Source organism: Paenibacillus sp. MDV22-iso6, from assembly GCF_058408365.1.
This window is the reverse complement of sequence record NZ_JBZVDZ010000001.1, coordinates 1,435,932-1,455,030: the sequence shown is the minus strand read 5'-3', so window position 1 is coordinate 1,455,030 and position 19,099 is coordinate 1,435,932. Positions and strand designations below refer to the sequence as shown.

20 protein-coding genes are annotated in these 19,099 nt (G+C 42.1%); 15 read left to right on the top strand and 5 right to left on the bottom strand.

The features are described from left to right. Positions 1 to 86 precede the first annotated feature (86 nt). From AC4PM4_RS06170 to AC4PM4_RS06145, 6 genes are all read left to right on the top strand, one after another. Positions 87 to 980, top strand: a complete 894-nt coding sequence (locus AC4PM4_RS06170; protein ID WP_063562694.1) for an ABC transporter permease — start codon at positions 87 to 89, stop codon at positions 978 to 980. 1 nt (position 981) lies between these two features. Next, a complete protein-coding gene (locus AC4PM4_RS06165) occupies positions 982 to 1,878 on the top strand; it encodes a carbohydrate ABC transporter permease (RefSeq protein WP_063562693.1) in 897 nt (298 codons plus the stop codon). Between the two features lie 76 nt (positions 1,879 to 1,954). After that, the gene (locus AC4PM4_RS06160) at positions 1,955 to 3,589 is read left to right on the top strand and encodes a type 2 periplasmic-binding domain-containing protein (protein WP_072733194.1); all 1,635 of its coding nucleotides are present in this window, start codon (positions 1,955 to 1,957) and stop codon (positions 3,587 to 3,589) included. Between the two features lie 170 nt (positions 3,590 to 3,759). Then, complete coding sequence (locus AC4PM4_RS06155) at positions 3,760 to 4,710, top strand: LLM class oxidoreductase (RefSeq protein WP_072733193.1); 951 nt, start codon at positions 3,760 to 3,762, stop codon at positions 4,708 to 4,710. 66 nt (positions 4,711 to 4,776) lie between these two features. Then, a complete protein-coding gene (locus tag AC4PM4_RS06150; protein WP_063562690.1) occupies positions 4,777 to 4,998 on the top strand; it encodes a DUF896 domain-containing protein in 222 nt (73 codons plus the stop codon). A 195-nt stretch (positions 4,999 to 5,193) separates the two neighbouring features. Further along, the gene (locus AC4PM4_RS06145) at positions 5,194 to 5,832 is read left to right on the top strand and encodes a sugar O-acetyltransferase (RefSeq protein ID WP_063562689.1); all 639 of its coding nucleotides are present in this window, start codon (positions 5,194 to 5,196) and stop codon (positions 5,830 to 5,832) included. Positions 5,833 to 5,929: 97 nt separating this feature from the next. Here the strand turns inward: AC4PM4_RS06145 and AC4PM4_RS06140 are convergent, their stop codons facing one another. Next, the gene (locus tag AC4PM4_RS06140) at positions 5,930 to 7,282 is read right to left on the bottom strand and encodes an MATE family efflux transporter (RefSeq protein ID WP_072733192.1); all 1,353 of its coding nucleotides are present in this window, start codon (positions 7,280 to 7,282) and stop codon (positions 5,930 to 5,932) included. Between the two features lie 171 nt (positions 7,283 to 7,453). Between AC4PM4_RS06140 and AC4PM4_RS06135 the strand changes: the two genes are divergently transcribed. From AC4PM4_RS06135 to AC4PM4_RS06115, 5 genes are all read left to right on the top strand, one after another. Next, entirely contained in the window at positions 7,454 to 8,134 is a 681-nt protein-coding gene (locus AC4PM4_RS06135) for a TetR/AcrR family transcriptional regulator (RefSeq protein WP_090806932.1), read from the top strand. A gap of 277 nt (positions 8,135 to 8,411) precedes the next feature. Next, complete coding sequence (locus AC4PM4_RS06130; protein WP_063562684.1) at positions 8,412 to 9,302, top strand: AraC family transcriptional regulator; 891 nt, start codon at positions 8,412 to 8,414, stop codon at positions 9,300 to 9,302. Positions 9,303 to 9,459: 157 nt separating this feature from the next. Continuing rightward, positions 9,460 to 10,524, top strand: coding sequence for a Gfo/Idh/MocA family protein (locus AC4PM4_RS06125; RefSeq protein WP_064637404.1), 1,065 nt, complete (start codon positions 9,460 to 9,462; stop codon positions 10,522 to 10,524). Positions 10,525 to 10,852: 328 nt separating this feature from the next. Further along, positions 10,853 to 11,314 (top strand): RNA polymerase sigma factor, encoded by a 462-nt coding sequence (locus tag AC4PM4_RS06120; protein ID WP_491613027.1) that lies wholly within the window; start codon positions 10,853 to 10,855, stop codon positions 11,312 to 11,314. A 49-nt stretch (positions 11,315 to 11,363) separates the two neighbouring features. Continuing rightward, entirely contained in the window at positions 11,364 to 12,332 is a 969-nt protein-coding gene (locus tag AC4PM4_RS06115; protein ID WP_465116902.1) for a hypothetical protein, read from the top strand. A 173-nt stretch (positions 12,333 to 12,505) separates the two neighbouring features. Here AC4PM4_RS06115 and AC4PM4_RS06110 read toward each other — a convergent pair whose 3' ends face one another. Further along, positions 12,506 to 13,387: a LysR family transcriptional regulator gene (locus AC4PM4_RS06110; protein ID WP_491613025.1), complete on the bottom strand. Its 882-nt coding sequence runs from the start codon at positions 13,385 to 13,387 to the stop codon at positions 12,506 to 12,508. 186 nt (positions 13,388 to 13,573) lie between these two features. Between AC4PM4_RS06110 and AC4PM4_RS06105 the strand changes: the two genes are divergently transcribed. Further along, entirely contained in the window at positions 13,574 to 14,557 is a 984-nt protein-coding gene (locus AC4PM4_RS06105) for an aldo/keto reductase (protein WP_063562679.1), read from the top strand. A gap of 26 nt (positions 14,558 to 14,583) precedes the next feature. Here the strand turns inward: AC4PM4_RS06105 and AC4PM4_RS06100 are convergent, their stop codons facing one another. Together AC4PM4_RS06100 and AC4PM4_RS06095 are read right to left on the bottom strand one after the other, a co-directional pair. Next, entirely contained in the window at positions 14,584 to 15,165 is a 582-nt protein-coding gene (locus AC4PM4_RS06100; protein ID WP_491613024.1) for a YdeI/OmpD-associated family protein, read from the bottom strand. Then, positions 15,155 to 15,619 (bottom strand): VOC family protein, encoded by a 465-nt coding sequence (locus tag AC4PM4_RS06095; RefSeq protein WP_063562677.1) that lies wholly within the window; start codon positions 15,617 to 15,619, stop codon positions 15,155 to 15,157. The genes AC4PM4_RS06100 and AC4PM4_RS06095 overlap by 11 nt, the downstream gene beginning before the upstream one ends. Positions 15,620 to 15,728: 109 nt before the next feature. Here AC4PM4_RS06095 and AC4PM4_RS06090 point away from each other — a divergent pair, with 109 nt between their 5' ends. Continuing rightward, positions 15,729 to 16,640: a helix-turn-helix transcriptional regulator gene (locus tag AC4PM4_RS06090; RefSeq protein WP_072733185.1), complete on the top strand. Its 912-nt coding sequence runs from the start codon at positions 15,729 to 15,731 to the stop codon at positions 16,638 to 16,640. A gap of 81 nt (positions 16,641 to 16,721) precedes the next feature. Then, entirely contained in the window at positions 16,722 to 17,237 is a 516-nt protein-coding gene (locus AC4PM4_RS06085) for an AAA family ATPase (RefSeq protein WP_063562675.1), read from the top strand. Positions 17,238 to 17,296: 59 nt separating this feature from the next. Here AC4PM4_RS06085 and AC4PM4_RS06080 read toward each other — a convergent pair whose 3' ends face one another. Next, on the bottom strand, positions 17,297 to 18,181 hold the full coding sequence (locus tag AC4PM4_RS06080) for a LysR family transcriptional regulator (protein ID WP_079693824.1): 885 nt from the start codon (positions 18,179 to 18,181) through the stop codon (positions 17,297 to 17,299). Positions 18,182 to 18,342: 161 nt separating this feature from the next. Here AC4PM4_RS06080 and AC4PM4_RS06075 point away from each other — a divergent pair, with 161 nt between their 5' ends. Further along, a complete protein-coding gene (locus tag AC4PM4_RS06075) occupies positions 18,343 to 19,086 on the top strand; it encodes an acetoacetate decarboxylase (protein WP_079693823.1) in 744 nt (247 codons plus the stop codon). The last annotated feature ends 13 nt before the right edge of the window (positions 19,087 to 19,099 follow it).

Below are 19,099 nucleotides of genomic sequence, written 5' to 3'. Positions count from 1 at the left end.
ATTGCCAATCCAATCGATAGATATCCGATCGTTATTATATGTTACCGCTTTCAATTGATCTCTATACTGATGGCAGAGGTGGTTAAATGATTGAACGACTGGCAAAATACCGTTGGCAATATGTAATGATTCTACCTGGTGCAATCCTACTGCTTCTCTTCAGCTACATTCCGATGGTGGGCATCCAGGTGGCATTCAAGGATTTTCACATCGGCAGCACGATGTGGAGTAGTGCATGGGTTGGTTTGGAAAACTTCTCATTCTTGCAAGATGAACAGTTCTGGATTGTGGTGAAGAATACAATTTACATCGCGATTCTCAAGTTTGTGTTCGGATTTCCAGCTCCTATTATTTTGGCATTGCTCATCAATGAGGTGAAAAACAACAAATACAAGCGGTTTGTCCAATCCGTAAGTTATCTTCCGCATTTCTTTTCGTGGATCGTGGTGGCTTACATTCTGCAATCCCTGCTGACGTTGGACGGCGGATTGGTCAATCAGTTGATAGAGAAGCTCGGGGGAGATTCAGTCTTTTTCTTGGGATCCACGGAGTGGTTCCGGCCCATGATCGTAGTGAGCGGTCTATGGAAGGAGGTAGGCTGGAATACGATCTTGTATCTGGCGGCAATTACAACGATTGACCCGCAGCTCTATGAAGCAGCTAGGGTGGAAGGAGCAGGACGGCTCGCACAAATTCGCAACATTACCCTGCCGGGTATAATGCCGACCATCTCTATCGTGTTGATTCTCAGTATGCCTGGACTGATAGCAGTAGGCATGGATCAAATCTATCCTCTGATGAATCCGGCCAATCAGCCAGTCGCAGATGTGCTAGACACATATATTTTACGAAATGGCTTGCAGCAAGGTTATTTTGGAATGGCCACTGCAGTGGGTCTCCTTTCTTCGGTCATCAGTCTGGTGTTGGTACTATGCACCAATCAGATGGCGCGAAAGTTCAACGGAGAGGGGCTTTGGTAATATGAGAACTTCTATGAGGGAACGGGTGGGTCAGACAATTATTGTGTTTCTATTGGCACTTCTCTGTATCTCGGTAATCTATCCATTCACGTATATGCTTGCCGTTTCCTTAAACGTTGGCAGCGATGCGGCAAAAGGCGGTGTCTATCTGTGGCCTAGGGAGTTTACTTTGTACAATTATGAGGTTGTGCTTGGGAATTCGGTTATTCAACATGCTTACTTAATTACGATATCCCGAACGATCGTAGGCACTTTTGTCGGCTTACTCATCACACTACTGGCGGCTTATGGCTTGTCCTATCGGCAGCTTCCTTTCAGGAAATCCCTCCTGGGATACGTGCTGATTACGATGCTGTTTAGTGGCGGATTAATCCCTTTGTATATCCAGCTTAATCACTTGTCATTATTAAACTCATTCTGGGTGTATATCATTCCGTCCGCATTCTCGGCGTGGAATATGTTTGTGATGATGAAATTCATCCAGGGGATTCCGGAAGCACTGATCGAATCGGCTGAGATTGATGGCGCCAATCCTGTCCGCATTCTCTTCGTTATTATTATGCCGCTTTCGAAACCCATGCTTGCAGCCATTGGCCTTTTTACTGCAGTGGGGCACTGGAATGACTGGTTTTCTGGCGCATTTTATGTTTCAGATCAGAATCTGATTCCGGTTCAAACGTTTTTGCAACAACTGCTGTCTGCCCAGGATATCTCGACTGTCCTCGGATCCAACAATAATCAGGAAGCGCTTGCCCGGGGCACCATGCTCTCTAACGTTACACTCATGTCCATCAAAATGGCGACAGTCATGGTAAGCGCGCTTCCGATCTTGTGTGTGTACCCATTCCTGCAAAAGTATTTTGTAAAAGGTGTGCTTATCGGCTCAGTAAAAGGATAACCCAATGAAAAATGAAGCAACAGAATGGGTTTTCTAATCCTATACAATTTCAAAATAACCAAGGGGGACGCATGTGATGAGTTTACGTCAACAAAAGGGAAGAAAGCTGGCGCTATTATCCTTGGCTCTACTGATGTTTGGGATAACGGCATGCTCAAGCAGTAGTACGGAGAGTGGCAGCAGTTCTGCAAATTCCTTTAAGCTATGGCTGGGATGGAATGCAACAATTAATAACCAAAGTATGGTCCAAATGTATTGGAAAGAAAAGGAGCCGGGCATAGACGTTCGGCTGGAGGCTACGCAGGGCGATGTAATGACAGAGCTGAACCTGAAATTGAATACTGGTGGTTTTGATGATGCAGCTCTGTTCTCACGTAGTGATGTCGTGACCACTGCGATGACGCGTTCGGGCAGCGTTCTTCCGCTGGAGCAATACTTCGATATGCCGGATAAATATCCTGGATTGGCCTCCATTCCGAAAATCTATCTGGATCAGATGAAAGCTTCGGACGGACATATCTATTCCATTCCGACATGGTTTGATCAAAATCCCGATGATCCTTGGCCCGGTTGGGCTTCCTACGGCTGGTTTGTCCGTACAGATGTACTGGAGAAAACCGGCATGACGATGGATGATCTGAAATCGTTGGACGGTATAGAGAAGTATTTGAGATTGTCGGCTAAACAGAAAGATGAAAACGGGAAACCGTTGATTCCCCTTAGTTTTCTCTCTGACGCAAGCGATGAAAATGTCATCCTAAGTACATTTGGCGTTACGGTCAGCACAGCGGGTGGCGTCATTCCAGTAGAGAAGCAAGGTAATGACTTTCAGTTTATCTATGACAATCCACATTATAAAGCGGCTTACCAATGGATGAACCACATGTTCAGGGAAGGGCTTCTGGATCACGAAGCGATTACAGACAAGAAGGAGCGTTACAAAGAGAAAAACAAATCTGGACGTGTAGCCATGAATGCAGGTGGGTTCTTTAATATGGACGCCCAGTTATGGGAGGTTCTCGATGGACCAACCGATCCCGCATGGTACTATGATGTCATTCCCTATCCGAAAGTGGATGGCGTGAGTGAGATTGGCGCTAATCAGATTATCAATCCTTATCCTGCCAATGACGTATTTATCAATAAAAATACTAAAAATCTCGATTCCATTCTTGATTTCTTCGATTACACACTACAGTCCAAGCCCGAACAGCAGCAGGTTGTGAACGAAGGTCCGCCAGGAGTGTTCTGGGATTGGGTGGATAAACCATTAGGAAAATGGGTGTACACGGACGAGAAATATAAAGCGTTGCATGACTCTGGAGATCAAGCGAAGAAGGCAAGCACGACGCCAGAGCTTTATGCGGCATCTTCCTATAGTAATGACTGGTACCCATGGTGGAATTATGGGGTTACTGATCCGAAAGGAAGATTCAAAACGATCGAATTCACCGAAAAGATTGGCAAAATGGGTGGGACCCGGGTTGCTGAAAACTACGATATGGTGAAGGCCAAACCCGGTGGCTTATGGGAGAAATATTTACCTGAACTTGATAATGTGCGAAAAGAGTATAAAGCCAAGCTGATTATGGCTAAGGATGACTCACAATTTGAACAGGCTTGGAGTGATTTCCAGGCTGCACTGGAAAAACGAGCACATTGGAGTGAGCTCAAACAGGAATGGCATGAGGAGCTTCAAGGCAAGCAGTAAATAGGAGACGGGGACTGTCGAACGTGACAGTTCCCGTTTGGTATAAAAAAGTATACAATATCACAAATTTTATCCTATAGAACAAAATTGTGCGTACTATTTTCTGAAGGTTATATGGTTTATCATTGCCTTTGCAAATGAATATTGGATATTTATGCGGAGGTCAGGAAATGAATAAATTTGAATCACATCTGGGCTATACAAACATGTTTAAAGAAGACCAACTTACGCTCGGGATATATTTTCCAATAGAGTCTTATAAGGGTAGTATCCCAGAGATGCAGTTAGAGCAACAAATGCAATTGGCGAAAAAGGCAGAAGAAGCGCGCTTTGCTTCCTTATTCGTTAGAGATGTTCCTTTAAATGTTCCAAGCTTTGGGGATGTGGGACAAATATATGATCCATGGGTTTTTCTTGGATTCTTAGCTGCTCATACGAAAAAGATTTCATTGGGTACCGGAAGTATGATCACCACACTACGCCATCCGTTGCATGTAGCAAAAGCAGCAGCTTCTGTTGATCGAATTTCCGGAAAACGACTTGTGCTGGGCATTGCTACAGGGGATCGACCTAGTGAGTTTTCAGCGTTTTCAGTGGACCGAGAAAAACGTGGTGAATTATTTCAAGAATCTTTGCATGTCATGAGAGAAGTCTGGAATGAGGAATTCCCGGTAATTCATTCACCAAGCCTTAACCTTCAGGGTGGCGATTTGTTACCCAAACCGGAATTAAAGGATATTCCTATTTTAGTAACAGGCCATTCTTCACAGACACCGGAATGGATAGCAAAACACAGTGATGGCTGGCTGTATTACCCACGAAATATCATTGATCAAGCATCACTTATTCAACAATGGCGTACATTAACGGATGAATTTAAGCCTTTTAATCAGTCTTTATATATCGATTTATCAGAAAATCCAGATGAAGATCCAACTCCTATTCACTTAGGGTTTAGGAGCGGATATAAATTTTTAATTGAATACCTCAATGCTTTAAAAGGAATCGGTGTGAATCATCTTGCATTCAACTTGAAATATGGAACACGTCCGGTTGACGAGGTGATTCAAGAATTAGGGGAGGAAGTGGTTCCATACTTCCCGGCGTTATCTAATAAATAGGTGCAATGTATGCATTTCGGTGCTAGACTACCAGTAAGATTAATTGTAAAGAAGGAGAGGAAAAGGATGATTAAACATTTAGGTCGCATTAATGAATTGGCGAAAAAAGAGCGTGAAGAAGGTTTGACCAATGCGGAACGAGTTGAACAACAAGTATTACGAGAAGACTATTTACGGGAAATTCGTGGGCAAGTTCTAAACACTTTTTCAGTGCTTACCATACTTGATGCAGATGGAAATGATGTAACACCGGACAAAGTACGAAATGAAAAGGGAATCAGTTTGTAGGGAAAATAAACTTTTTGGGAAGAACGAAAAGCCTCCGAGTATTCATTGACAGAAATGGTGTGGATAAATACACTTGTTTTGTAGTTGATTTCGTAGGATGCTTTTTATACACTTTATAAATATTAATTATAAAGGTATTGTATAAAGTGTTAGGTTGATTCATGTATCGAAGTATTTATAACAGGAGTTGATAACATGACTGAAGAAGAACGAATTTTTAATGGGATCTTATTTAGTCCCGGCCATCCAGACCTTAAGGCTATTAAGCTTCGCTCTCACAATCTAAGTAGTCAATACAGTCGTACTTTTGAGGATCAAACGGAGGAACGTGAAGCATTACTCATGCAGATTCTGGGTCGAAAAGGAGAGCGTTGTTTTATACAAGGCCCCATTTTCTTTCATTATGGCGTTCACACAGAAATCGGTAACCATTTTTTTGCGAACTACAATCTGACCGTCCAGGATGATGCTAAGGTTACCATTGGTGATCACGTCAGCTTTGGACCTAATGTGACTATTGTTACACCGGTTCACCCATTCATTGCTTCAGAACGTCGACAAATGCTGGACCAAAACGGGGAACCTAAGTCGCTCTGTTATGCTAAACCTGTCACCATCGGAAATGATGTTTGGATTTCGGCTAACGTCACCGTATGCGGCGGTGTTACCATTGGCGACGGATGCGTCATTGGTGCTGGAAGTGTAGTAACCCAAGATATCCCTGAAGGCTCTTTTGCAGCGGGTGTACCCTGCAGAGTCATTCGTCCCATCACAGAATCGGACAGCATGCGTTATAAACCGGAAGTTCTGGCTGATTGCAGCGTAATTGAATAAAACACATAAAAAAGAAAACCGTTCCTAGACAAGAGGAACGGTTTTCTTATTTTGATTAGTATTTCGTTGATTAGGTGGAAAGCTTATTAACTGTTTTCTAATGTACTAGATTCTCTAAATCTGGCTGCAATTTGTTGCGCAGAATATACAGCATGATAGCTCCAACAAGGAACGCGACGAGATCCGCAATGACGAGTGACCATACAACCCCATGGAAGCCATTCAATCGGTTGGCGATATAGAGTACAGGAATCAAAGTAATTCCTTGAATGACTGACATAACAAACGCGGCGGTTCCTTGCGCTGTTGCTTGGAAGATCCCCACAAACAACGAGGTCATTCCTGTAATGAACAAGGATAGGAACGTCACATGTAGAATGTAGCTACCCATTTCAATTAATTGCGGGTCATTCGTAAATAAACCAATTAAGTGATCGGAAATCAAATAGACGACAACGCCGAACACAACAGCTAACGCAACAATCGTTTTGATCGTAAATCCAATGGTATGCTTCATGCGTAATTTATTTGCTGTAAAAGAGAAGGCAATCAACGGCACAACTCCCTCGCATAAGCCCATCAGAATAAACTCAGGAAATTGCAACAAACGTGATGAAATTCCGTACCCCGCTATGGCCTGATCTCCATATTCGACAAGAAAATGGTTCAAAATGAGCGACATTGCACCCAAGAAGATACTCATGATAAAGACGGGAACTCCGATTTTGAACACATTACTCATAATTTCCTTGGAAGCCTTAAACCATTTTACGGAGACAGTCAAAAATTGGCTTTTATATCCCATATGGTATGCGTAAAAAACACTGGCAACCAAGTTAGAAATGACCGTTGCAGAAGCAACGCCGATTACACCCCAATGGAAGATGAAGATGACAATTGCATCAAGAATAATATTTACAACCACGCTAAGAATCATACCGATCATGGATGTGATTGCTGCACCCTCCGAGCGCACGATGTTCTCGAGCGTGAAGAATAATATGACGAATGGTGAACCGATAAGCATAATCGTGACATAGTCTTTTGTAAATCCGAAGGATTCAGCCGTTGCTCCCAAGCTATGAACGATTGGATCGATCAGCGGGAGGCCGATGGCTATTACGATAAGACCAAGAACTAAACTGCTGTAAAAGGCGAATGAGGAAACATGTTTTAGGTCATCATATCTTTTTTCTCCTAACAAACGGGAGATAAATGTACCGCTACCCATACCAATCAAGTTGCCGAGGGCCATAATCACCGCGAATAACGGTAAGGTTAGGGCGAGTGCGGTTAACATGGCAGTATTGCCTAATGTACCAAGGAAATAGGCGTTCAGGATAGAGTAGATGACACTCATCGACGTGCCTAACATCATCGGTACAGCGAAGTGAGCTACGGCTTTTGCAATCGGAGCTTTTTCAAAATAATGGAGGTTTTCTGCATCCATGTGTGAGTCACTACTTTCTTCATTTATTTTTTGAAATGATTTGAAATTCGAACGATATTCCAATTTTCAATCTAACAGTGTTAGTTTGTGCCTTACAGTGTTAGATGTTATCATGAACTTATGAACCTGTAAAGCATAATCTTACACTGTTAGATAAAAGGGCGGATATGGATGAAAAAACAACAGCCTCAGATTTCGGAGGATAAGATTTTGGAAGCTTCTTGGGAGCTTCTTGGGGATGAAGGCATTGAGAAATTCAGTATGAGGCGATTGGCCGATCGGCTGGGTATTCAGGCTCCTTCTCTGTACTGGTACTTTAAGAGCAAGCAGCATCTCTACCAGCATCTGGCCAACCAGATATCGAAAATGATCCTGAATGAATTCCAATCCGACGGGGACTGGAAGGTGCAAATGGAGGGTCTTGCGATATCGATACGGAGTGTACTCCGCCGGTATCCCTGCTCCACGCAGCTTATGATGCAGACGCTGCCCCATGAGCCGGACATGATTCGCTTCACCAACCGTATGCTGCTCTGTATGGAATCTACGCCACTTGAGCAAGAGCAGAAATTGCAAGCCGTTCTTACGCTTGTGAACTATGTTTTCTTCTTTGTTCTGGATAATTATGAGCACCAGCGCACGGTCTCCGTAATGATTAAGAACCAGGGAGAGCTTCCGGGCGGGGAGATGATCCAGCTACTGGACTCCATGAGCGAGACGGAAGCAGGACTGTTCCGGCGAATGCACAAGGGCGGGTTGTTTGAGATGATGGGGAGCGACGGAGCGTTTGAGTTCGGCTTGAAGCTGATTTTGTCGGGAATTGAGCAGGTGATAAAGGAACAAGAAAATTAGAATGCAAAAAAACCGTACATCAGGATATCGGATGTGCGGTTTTTGATAAGGCTTATTGTTAATCTTATAATGCACCGTTACCTTCAAAATCGACTTGATGACGCAGGGCTACTCAGCAACAATTCTTATGAGAAAAACATTTATAAACATATCCTTTTGAATTATTATTAGGATCTACAGAGAATGAACAGAAGGAATTTGCACAGGAAGTTTTTATGAAAACGATTACAAGATATATTATTGAATGCAACACATATAAGGAGGACTGCTAGCGTACATGAGTTTATATCTAGAAATCCCGGAACTCGACAAAAGACTCCCATTTCGAAGCTTTATTCATAAAGGAGATGTGCTCTGTTATCCTCACTGGCATAAGGAAATTGAAATTATTTATGTTACCCAGGGAAGCCTGGATTTGGGGTTGAATGACAAGGTAATCCGTCTGAAGCAGGGGGAAGTCCAATTCATTAATGGCGGTGACGTCCACTTTTTTTTGTCATCCCCTGATAGTGAGCGAATTGTTATTCAATTTGATCTGAGCCTGTTCCAAGACGTATCCACACTAATTTACGATGATCGGTCGCTTCGTGACATTTTTACTCAAATAGAGCAATCCAGCAGAAACTGGCCTCATGAAACGGCAACCAAGCTTCTTCCTCTTCTGCAAAACATAAGCACAGAAGATTACGAGCGCAAAGAGGGCTATGCATATATGATCAAGGCCAAACTTTATGAAATGTTGACTTTTATTCTAAGAGAAGTACCAAGGGGGAGTGAGAAACATCGACCCCAAATCTCGGAAAATATCCTGACTCCGACCAAAGAAATGCTATTAAAGCTGGAACGGATTTTTGAATATGTAGAAAGCCATTACCAGGAATCAATCATACTAAAAGACGTTGCCGACTATATAGGGTTCAGCCCTTATTATTTCACTAAGTTTTTTAAGAAAAATACAGGAATGACCTTTGTAACTTTTCTAAATGAATATCGACTTAATAAAGCGAAATGGATTTTGCTGAATGAAAACTATTCGATTACCGAAATAGCAGAGCAAGCCGGATTCAATAGCGTTAAGACATTTCATCACTTCTTCAAGGAAGCGACGGGGACATCGCCTTTAAAGTATCGCATGACAATATCCGGGAATAAAACAGCAAGAAAATAGGAAGATAGTCTTTTATGAGACTTGTATGATAAGGGTATTAAACAAGTTGAGGTGCTATACATCTTGCATAAATCAAGGTCGCAGCCACTCATCTTTTTTACATAAAGTTTGCTGTGAGAAATCTAACATGTAGGCATATTCAAAAAGGGAAAGGACGATGAAGATGAATAACCGAATTTATAATATAGCAATTGTTGGCTTTGGGGGGATGGGCAGCTATCATTGCCAGTTAATTGAGCCTGTATCACAGATTTCCGTAATCGGGGTATACGATACTGTTGAATATCGGATGGAATTGGGAAAGGAAGCCGGCTATAAAACATACGCAAGTCTGGATGCTGTTCTGACAGATGAGCTGGTGGATATCGTTTTGATTGCTACACCTAATGATGTTCACAAAGATATAGCAATTCAAGCTCTGCAGGCTGGTAAACATGTAATTTGCGAAAAACCGGTTACAATAACCAGCAAGGATTTTAATGATATTGTCAAGGTAGCGAACGAGGAGAAACGTGTATTCACGGTTCATCAAAATCGTCGCTGGGATGAAGATTTCCGGACTGCCAAGGACATCATCGATAAAAAGACATTGGGCGAGCTGTTCCATTTGGAATCTCGGGTTCAAGGAGCCAATGGCATTCCTGGCGACTGGCGCCAACTGAAGGATTACGGTGGAGGTATGCTGCTGGATTGGGGCGTGCATTTGCTGGACCAACTGCTACGGATTACAGATAGCCAAATCGAAAGTGTAGCGGCTAATTTAAGTTATATTTTGGGAACCGAAGTGGATGATGGCTTTACGAGTTATATAACATTTAAAGATGGCCTTACGGCACTTATTGAAGTGGGAACGACCAATTATGTGAAGTTACCGAGATGGTATCTCAAAGGAACGGAAGGTACAGCAGTGATTAGGGACTGGGATTTAAGTGGAGAGATTATCACTCGAAATCCGGATGTTGCTCATATAGAACCGAAACCTATCAAAGCGGGGCAGGGATTGACCAAAACGATGGCACCGCCGTCCGAACAGTCCACACTAAAGTTTGCGATTGAAAAGCCGGATTTGGAGGAGCAAAGCTTCTATGAAAATTTCGTCTCTGTACTCGAAGGGAAATCTGAAATTGCAATTAAGAATGATGAAGTTCACAGAGTACTTGTACTGATTGAGACCATTTTTGAGGCAGCAGAGACCAAAAGTGTAATCCATAGAAGTATTTAACACGCTTTCTGTTATTGCTGTAACTACCATAGATGCGTTAAATCGTGTAAGCCGTCATAATGACGGCTTTTTGTCTGTCTAAATTTCCGTAAGTTTAATTGTGGCCAAAAGGCTCGCTATATGATGAATCCCAATTGGATTTTAATCTTCAAAGTCGCTATTTTAGCGGCTTTTTATTGTTTTATCTTATAAATCTATATCCGTCCTTGAGAACAAGAGGTTGATCTGGTCACTCGTTTGAAAAATATCTAAATATTAAATTTACAACAAAATGTGACCAAATGCCGTCCTTGAGAGTGTTAGAGATATAAAGGAGGGCAGAACAACCATGCAGCGATCAATGCCCCAACGGGGAGATCATATGATGAAAGTCTATGAGACTTACGCGGATACGCTGTTCCGGATTGCCATGGTGCACCTCGGCAGGAGAGAGGACGCGGAGGAAGCCACTCAGGATACCTTCATCAAGTTAATGGAAAAAGCCCCTACATTCAACGATGCAGAGCATCAGAAAGCATGGTTGATCCGGGTCATCACCAATCATTGTAAATCCTTATTAGGCAGAGGCTGGCGCAAACGGGAGGTCAAGTTGGAGGGAGCAAACCCCCTTACGACAGACGACCCCGAAGATCAGGCACTGATCGAACTCGTGTTGTCACTGCCCGTCAAGTATAGATCGGTGGTTCATTTGTACTATTACGAAGATTATCCGATCCGGGAAATCGGCGAGATTCTGCAGATCAGCGAGTCTGCAGTGAAGATGCGATTGAAGCGGGGAAGATGCGATTGAAGCGGGGAAGACAGCTGTTAAAACTGGAGCTGGAAGGAGAAGAACCCCAATGAACGAGGAACAATTCAAACGAAATTATAAGAAAGCGGTGGACCATATGAAAACAAATGACCAAATGAAAAAACGGATAGAGCAAACCTTGAACACACAACGCCATGAACAAAAGCGCCAGCGAAAACCTCTATATATTGCAGCGAGCGTCGTCATTGCTGCCAGTGTTGGACTCGCGGCGCCAAGCATATGGCAGCAAGTGAGCGGACCGGCCGCGCCAGCGACGCAGGTGGCACAGGTCACTCCGGGCGCATCATTCGACCCTGTGGTGATTCCAAAGACAGAGCTGCCGGATTCAAAGAACGGCGTGAAGGCCGATATGCTTCAACTGGTGGTTTATCAGGGCAACGTCTATACACAGTCTGCTACATCGCTTGAGGGTACGGATGCGCTTGCCCTGCGAGGCGAGAAGCTCGGTACTACAACAGGGGGCATTCATGAGCTGAGCGACAAGGGTGAGTACACGGAGCTGGCCTCCAACATTGGAGAAGCGGACATCTATGCGGTCAACGGCTACGACACGAATTTCCGTATCATGTCTTACACCGAGATCGATGGTCAGGTATATGCCCAACTGTTTGACCAGAGCAACGGCATCACTATCGGCAGCGGCGAAGACCTTATCGGCAAGCTTCATCTCGAAGGCAACGTCACTTCGGCGCAGTGGGAGACCTTCGCCAGCTGGAACAACGGCTTGCAGCAGCTGCAGCCGCTCGCAGCGGACAAATCGCTTAACAGCTTTATCTCAGCGCTTTACGCGGCTAAACCGATAGCAACAAGCACTCAACTGGAGGAGCGCCTTTACGGGCAGGAAAATCGCAAGATCATCTACCTGACGCTCGAAGATAAGACGCAGGTCCAATTAGTTCTGTTTGGGGAAGGTCTGGTGCGTTACGGCAATGTACCGGTATTCTTCGAAATCGAGAAAGGTGCCTTCCAAGCGTTCTGGAACAGCCTGGGCGAGTAAGGCGAAGCTAGCGATTGATGAACATTTAGGATTAGGGAGATGACTTCATGCTGAATCCAAAAATACCGGAGAAGGTCACCTAACTGTTCAGATGAATTAAGATCGTAAAAGCCCACGTATTGCTCAAGTTGGAGCAGTACGTGGGCTTTGGGTTATTTTAATAATCATGGAGATTAAGTTTGATAGGTATCTTTTATAAACTGAATAAAGTGTGCAGTAGCTGAACTGAATATTTTATTCTTTTTCCAAGCGAGTACATGACTACTGGTCCGTTCAGGTTCAAATGGAACAAAACAAGTACGACTACTTTCCCGGATCGTATAAGATCCACTCACACAAATGGCATATCCAAGTTTCCGTTCTACCAACAGCATAGCATTCGTCAGTAAATTATGTGATGCAAAAATTGACAGGCTATCATTCTCTACACCAAGCCAGCTTGCAATCTCATTTTGTACAATTGTACGTCGGGGCGGAATTAAGGGTAAAGCAAGAATATCTTCAATACCAATAAATTTTTTCTGAGCAAGAGGATCATCACGTCTCATCAGAATCCCCCACTTTTCCTCATAAGGTAATCGAATATATTCATACTTTGCAGCTTCAATTGGTTCCAAAAATATACCGATATCGATATTCCCTCGATCAAGTTTCTCTCTAATGTCATCTCCATCTGCGCTGTACAATTCATATTGTACCCTAGGGTGCCGATTGGAGAATTCCTCTAATAATTCTGGCAACGCTCTAGAAACGGTGGACTCAACACATCCAATAGAAACAACGCCACCAATCAAATCTTTTTGTTCTGCCAGATCTCTTTCTGTCTTATCTAGAAGGGAAATAATTTCTTTTACCCGTTGTTGAAAAAGTAGCCCGCTATCGGTCAGCGTAATTTGCCTCTTGCCCCGTATAAACAAACGAGTACCCAGCTCTTCTTCAAGATCCATAAGCTGTCGGCTTAGTGTTGGTTGTGTAATGTGAAGGATTTCTGCTGCTTTTGTTATATTGCCTACGTTAGCCACAGTTAAAAAATACTTCAAAACACGAATATCCATTCTAATCATCCTTCCATAAGTCCACTAATGGATAACTTACAGATTATTATACGATACATATTAGGCATGATAAAACATTCATCATAGGTATTAGAAATCTTTCACATTGGAAATTACCATAGGAGTAGATACTCTTAAACAAATTTATAAGCCTGATAAAAAATACGGTTAAGAAAGGAAACGATGATGAAGAAAAGAATTTTGGGAGTCAACGGTTTGGAAACCTCTGAAGTTGGATTTGGATGTATGGGGCTGAACTACCATCGGGGACCGGCAAAAGACCGGGGTGAAATGATATCCGTTGTACACTCAGCTATTCATGCTGGCATCACGATGTTTGATACAGCGGAGGTTTATGGGCCTTACACCAATGAGGAGCTTGTTGGTGAGGCGCTCACAGGGCGTCGGCATAAGGTACAGATTGCAACGAAAGGAGGCCATAAAATTGCTAGCACAACAAATGAACTGGACAGCCGTCCAGAATCCATTATTCGTTCGGTTGAAGGATCATTAAAAAGATTAAAAACAGATTATATCGATTTATACTACATCCACCGTGTTGATCCAAAGGTTCCAATTGAAGATGTGGCGTTGACGATGCAAAAGCTGAAAAAAGAAGGTAAGATTCTCCACTGGGGTTTGTCAGAGGCGAGCGCTACAACGATTCGTCGTGCGCATAACGTTGAACCACTGACGGCAGTGGAAAGTGAATACTCGATGTGGTGGCGAGAGCTGGAAAGAGACATTTTTCCCGTACTCGATGAATTGGGGATCGGTTTGGTAGCCTATAGTCCCTTGGGTCGTGGATTTCTTACCGGGAAATTAGACAAGAATGCTTCATTCACGGAGAACGACAACAGGGGCGAGCTTCCGCGGTTTACAAAGGAAGCGATGGAAGCAAATCAGGTGGTTGTTCAGTATCTGAACAAGCTTGCTGAGAAGAAAAATGTAACCACAGCGCAAATTGCACTAGCATGGATTCTTGCTCAGAAACCCTCTATTGTACCTATCCCAGGCACAACAAATGTCAGTAGAATCTCAGAAAATGTTGCAGCATCTGATATTGTCTTCACCGAGCAGGAATTGATGACAATTAATGATGAGATTAGCAAGATCCAAATTGTGGGTGACCGCTATCCCGAATCTGAGAAGAAAAAGACAGGCATTTAACAGGTTAAACACCTCACCTTGAATATTCAAGGTGAGGTGTTTTGGTTGTATAGGCGCCCATTGTCATTCCAATTGCTATACATTTTATTTTGTTTGGTGTTTGCTATAAACTTATCTAATCTTTTGTTAAATAACGCAGGTTGAGTTTTATAGCTTTGGATGGTGTCGATTCGAATTCTTTTATAAAGATCTGGGAATGCCGCAAAATTCTGATATACATCCGTGTCCTCTTTCAACCTCTGCTCAATAATAGGGTCAATTTTAAATGATTCGTAACTGAGATCAGGGAGAGCCTTTCGACCTTCATCTGTCATTAATCCCAACGATTCAAGGCGACGGGCTCGTTCTTTATTCAATTCAGTCCACGAACTTTTTTTGCTTCTCGGAGATAGTCTTTGAGCTAATTGAGTCTCGGAAATTTTCTTTTTTTGTCCATCAATCCATCCAAAACACAAGGCTTCTTCAACAGCATCCAGATATAGCAACGTACCTGGTGTTGATTTCATACTCACCACGACCCAGCAAGAATTTTCAGTCAGGCAATGTTCTTGAAACCAAAATCTCAATTCGCTTTTTGACTTTGCTGGAAGCAGTTCATTAAGTAGCATTAGAAATTACGCTATCCAGGAATGTGTAAGCATCGCTATTAAACTTCCAAACGATACCAAATTTATCAACCAACATTCCGAAGCAGGAAGACCAAGGCATCTCTGATAATGGCATGATCACATAGCCGCCTTCAGACAAATTAGTAAAGTAGTTTTTCATTGCCTGTTTATCATCAATAATGATACTAATGATTACATTGTTACCTTTAACCAGCTCACCCGTTACATTCTTCATCGAAGGAAGAACATCCGACATCATTATTTTCCCACCAGCGAATTCTAACGATGACTCCATAATCATATTCAACTCATTTTCTGGCAATGGATAGTTTGGATCTTGTGAAAAATCCTTGAATTTCACTTTTTTCACCTTACTTGCGTTTAAAGCTTCTGAGTAAAACGCGATGACCTGTTCTGTGTTCCCATCAAAATTTAAATATGCAATAACTGACATGATAAAACCTCCTTCTTGTAATACATGAAGTGTAAGCTATAATAGGTGACAGCTAAATTGTCACCTATTATAGCTATGTTCGAAATTTATTTACCTAAAGAGGACTATCATGAACAAAATTGAAAGATTAATATCGATCATAATGATCTTGCTGCAAAAGAATGTCGTATCAGCTACCGAATTTGCAAAATTATTCAATGTGTCCAAAAGAACGATTCTACGTGATATGGAAACACTTGGATTATCTAACATTCCCATTTATTCTATAAATGGAGTGAACGGTGGATATGGGATTATGGATGAATACAAAATAGACAAACGACTTCTAAGTAGCAATGATTTAGAAAATATACTAACTGCACTGGGCGGATTAGGGAAAATTCTCTTTAGTGACGAAGTAGAATCAACGCTTAAAAAGATTGAATCGATGATAGGTTCAACGATTTCGGGAGGTACAATTCAACTGTCTTTTTATAATTGGGATGGTCGTCCTGAAATTGTCCAAATCTTAAAGACCTGTCAGGAAGCAATAGAGCAAGGAAGGTTACTTACATTCGATTATATAGATCAAAGTGGGGTCAAGTCACAGAGACGGGTCGAGCCATACCAACTTCATTTTAGTGAAATGAGTTGGTATTTGAAGGGGTTTTGTTTAGATCGAATGGAGTATCGAACGTTTAAACTGTCCAGAACGGATAATCTGAATATCGATATTAAAACATTTATTGCTAGAGATTATATGACTGAACAGAAAACAGAGCAATATTATCAACCGAATCTAATTACAATTAAAGTATTGATCTCACATCGAATAAAAGATCAATTTATTGAAAGATACGGTCAAAAAAGGATTGAGGCTCACAATTCCGAACTGCTTATAGCCGAAATAGATATGCCGCAAAACCACTTTGGATTCCGGTTTTTAGCTAGCTTTGGAACGGATTTGGAAATCATAGAACCTAAAGCATATGTTGAAGAATTTCGAGAGTTTCTAAATGCCATGATAAATAAATATGTCTAAGAACCCATATCTTAATTCTGTTGAATGTTTCTTCTTTGTATAGGAAGGTCTCTTTTTATGATAAGAAGGAGGTATTTAGTTATGGAAAAAGCGATCTACTTAATTACAGGCGTAATGGCTTCTGGTAAGTCAACAGTGTCGGAGCTGCTGGCTTCCAAGCTGGGAAAAGCCGTGCATCTGCGTGGTGATATATTCCGTCGCATGATTGTATCCGGCCGCGAAGACATGTCCGCTGAACCGTCGGAAGAAGCATTCCGTCAATTATATTTGCGTTATCAGTTAGCCGCAAATGCCGCAAAAACCTATTATGAGAATGGTTTTTCTGTTGTTTTGCAGGATAATTACTACGGCGCGGAATTAGTCTATATGATGGAGCAGTTAAAGGATTACCCGGTTCAGTTAGTTGTGCTGTGTCCGAAGGTAGAAGTGGTAAAAGAGCGTGAAAAATCAAGAGGAAAAGTGGGGTACACTGGCTTCACGGTAGAGAATTTGTATTCAGACTTTTTGAAGGAAACGCCTCAAATCGGATTTTGGCTGGATAGTTCGGAGCAGTCCGCTGAACAATCAGTGAACGATATTTTACTGCATTTTAGATGAAAACCAATGACTAATTTCAAGTCGCAAAAAGTCACAGAATGCTCCGAATATGTAGTTTTTTAAACTTTGTACAATGCATAATGATCATTAAAATATGCAATAATAAAGTCCCGGAAATTTCTGGTGGAGGAGGATAAATGTCTATCCTTCACCCAAGATAGCCCCACTGGATAGGTGGGATTAATATCTGCGATTCTGACGTAATTCAAATCCAACTTTCTACAGACCGAGATAGGGATTAACGAGATACCCTGATTGACCTTAATAATCTCCGCGAGTAAATGAGAGTCCACCTCGAATATATTCTTGGGAGTGAATCCTGCTTTTTTGCAAAGCTCGGTTGTAAAAAAGCTATATTCCTCATTATTAGCAAGGGAAATAAAAGATTCATCGGCGACTTTGCTTAACGAAATTTCAGATTTTGTCGCAAACTTGTGTGTGGAAGGTAAAACCAGCACGATATCTTCATTAATAAGGACACAACTCTCAATCTCATCGTCCGCTATAGGTGGACCTGCGATCCCCAAATCAATATCCCCTTTTTTTAAGCTTGCAAGGATGTCATTTCTAGCTCCAAGTCCCTGTTGTATATTGGTATCCGGACACTGGGTAATATACCTGGTGATCAGTCCTGATAGGAATCTGGGATTTGAAATCGATATTTTGATGGTATGGGCCATTTCGTTATCCTGCGTTTGTATTTCCATTCTTGCATTTTCAATTTCGGTGAAAATCCTGTTGACATGTTTCAAGAGGATTTTTCCGGATACATTCAATTGAATATTTCTTCCTTTCCGGTCAAATAAGGTTGTACCCAATTCATCCTCAAGTCTCTTTATCGTCAGGCTTAAAGAAGGCTGAGCAATATTTAATTGTTCGGCAGCCTTAGATATATGTTCTATATAAGCGACGGTCTGAAAGTATTTCAACTGAAGCAGCTCCACTATAGTGCACCTCTTATATTTATTATAATAAATGAGTTTATATATTATCATGTATTAGATTAAATGTAAATTGAGATGTAAAATGGGTTTTGTAATCATCATTTCGGTAGAGAAATCAGACAACAGAATGAAGAAATTAGAGATCGGAAGGTGTCGTTCAGATGAGAAAGGAAGAAGTAATTAAGCAATTTACAACTCCGCTGGATGCAGGGGCATTTCCTTTGGGACCATATCGTTTCTATAATCGCGAATACTTGAACATTTTATATAGAACCGATCTGGAACGCTTAAGAAAAATCGTTCCGGAGCCATTGGAAGTTACCTCTCCGCTTGTAAGGTTTGAGATTATGAAAATGCCGGATGTAACAGGCCTTGGTTCCTATACAGAGTGTGGACAGGTGATACCTGTTAACTTTGAAGGGGAGGAAGGAGATTATCTCCACGCAATGTACGTAGACAGTTTTCCTGCAATCGCATCAGGCAGGGAAATAGGAGCCTATCCTAAAAAAATGGGTAAACCCAGTTTGTATGTAGATTCCGACACATTGGTTGGACTTATGGATTATGGCTCTTTGAGAGTGGCTACCGCGACTATGGGATATAAGCATTTTCCGCTTGATCATTCGGAGGCGCTACAAGAGATTGTTAAACCAAATTATATGCTGAAAAAGATGCCTGATTATGACGGATATCCAAGAATCTGTGAATTGGTACGGAGCCAAATTACGGATATTAAAATTCAGGGCGCCTGGTCAGGTCCTGCAAGACTGGAGCTATTCGCTCATGCTCTTGCGCCAATGGCAGATTTGCCTGTACTTGAGGTTGTTTCAGCTTCCCATATCATAACAGAGCTTTCGCTGCCTTCTCCAACAGTTATATATGATTATTTAGCTGATGAAAAATAAACGTCATTAAAAG